Here is a 1500-nt window from a genome sequence, read left to right as displayed (position 1 = left end):
GCCTAATGGGAGCTACGGAATCGGGGAATGCTCGGTTCCGTAGCCGCCAGCAGGTGAGCACTATCGCTGCCGGAACCGTTCGAGTTCTGTGTTCAGACCGTGCCCCTGCTGGTGGTCGGGAGGCCAGACCGCTGATGGGATGGCGTGCCCGCCCGTCAGGGCGTGAGCACTGAATCCATTAGGCCGCGTGCCGTGCCTTCCGCAGGCTGCACCGCTGTGTGAAGTACGTGACTGGGGAGGGTCTGTTGCTGCTGATCGGTGATGACTGGGCCGAGGACCACCACGATGTCGAGGTCCAGGACGAGACCGGCCGGAAACTGGCCGCCGCGAACCTGCCCGAGGGAGTGGCGGGCATCGCCAAACTGCACGAACTCGTCGCCCGCCACGCTGGTGGGGACCTGGATCCGGGCGAGGTGGTGGTCGGGATCGAGACCGACCGCGGCGCGTGGGTACAGGCCCTGACCGCCTCCGGCTACCAGGTGTTCGCGATCAACCCCCGGCAGGTCAACCGCTTCAAGGAACGGTATGCCTCCTCCGGAGCCAAGAGTGACAAGGGCGACGCGCACGCGCTCGCCGACATGGTCCGCATCGACCGGGCACAGCTGCGGCCGGTGGCCGGGGACAGCGAGGCGGCCCAGGCCGTCAAGGTCGTCGCCCGCGCCCACCAGACCCTCATCTGGGAACGCACCCGTACCTTCCAGCGGCTGCGCAACATCCTGCGCGAGTACTTCCCCGCTGCACTCAACGCCTACGCGGACCTGACCCTCACCAGCACGGATGCGCTGGAACTGCTGATCAAGGCACCCACCCCAGCAGCTGCCGCGAGGCTGCCCCGCACCCAGATCACCGCCGTCCTGACCCGTGCCCGCCGCCACAACCGGACCGTGAAAGCGGCCACCATCCAGACTGCTCTGCGCGAAGAACAGCTCGGCCTGCCCGAACAGGTCACCACCGCCTACGCAGCAACCGCCCAAGCTCACGCCCGTCTGATCATCGCGCTGAACGAGCAGATCGCCGCGATGGAAGGGCAGGTGAAGACCCATTTTCTGGCGCACCCGGACGCTGAGATCTACCTCTCGATGCCCGGCATCGCAGAGATCACCGGTGCCCGGGTGCTCGCCGAGTTCGGAGACGACCCCACCCGCTATGCCTCCGCGAAGGCCCGCAAGAACTACGCCGGCACCAGCCCCATCACCCGGGCCTCCGGCAAGAGCCACACCGTCCAGTCCCGCTACGTCCGCAACAACCGCCTTGCCGACGCCCTCCAGCGCCAGGCGTTCTGCGCCCTGCGCACCTCACCCGGTGCCCGCCGCTACTACGACAAACAACGCGCCCGCGAAGCGGGCTACAACCCCGCCCTCCGCCAGCTCGGCAACCGCCTCGTCGGCATCCTCCACGGCTGCCTCAAAACCCGCACCCACTACGACGAAGCGACCGCCTGGTCACACCACGCCCACGCCCCTGCCGCTTGACCTCAAACGACATGGGGTGTCTGAACAC

The 1500-nt window shown here is 67.7% G+C and carries 1 protein-coding gene; it reads left to right on the top strand.

What is annotated here, in order from left to right:
- Positions 1 to 245: 245 nt before the first annotated feature.
- Positions 246 to 1472, top strand: a complete 1227-nt coding sequence (locus ACZ5VD_RS43900) for an IS110 family RNA-guided transposase (RefSeq protein WP_468686090.1) — start codon at positions 246 to 248, stop codon at positions 1470 to 1472.
- Positions 1473 to 1500: the final 28 nt, after the last annotated feature.

The sequence above is a fragment of the Streptomyces sp. NPDC032822 genome (genome assembly GCF_055578825.1).
Note: the sequence above shows the minus strand (reverse complement) of the source record. Positions and strands in the feature narration are given on the sequence as shown.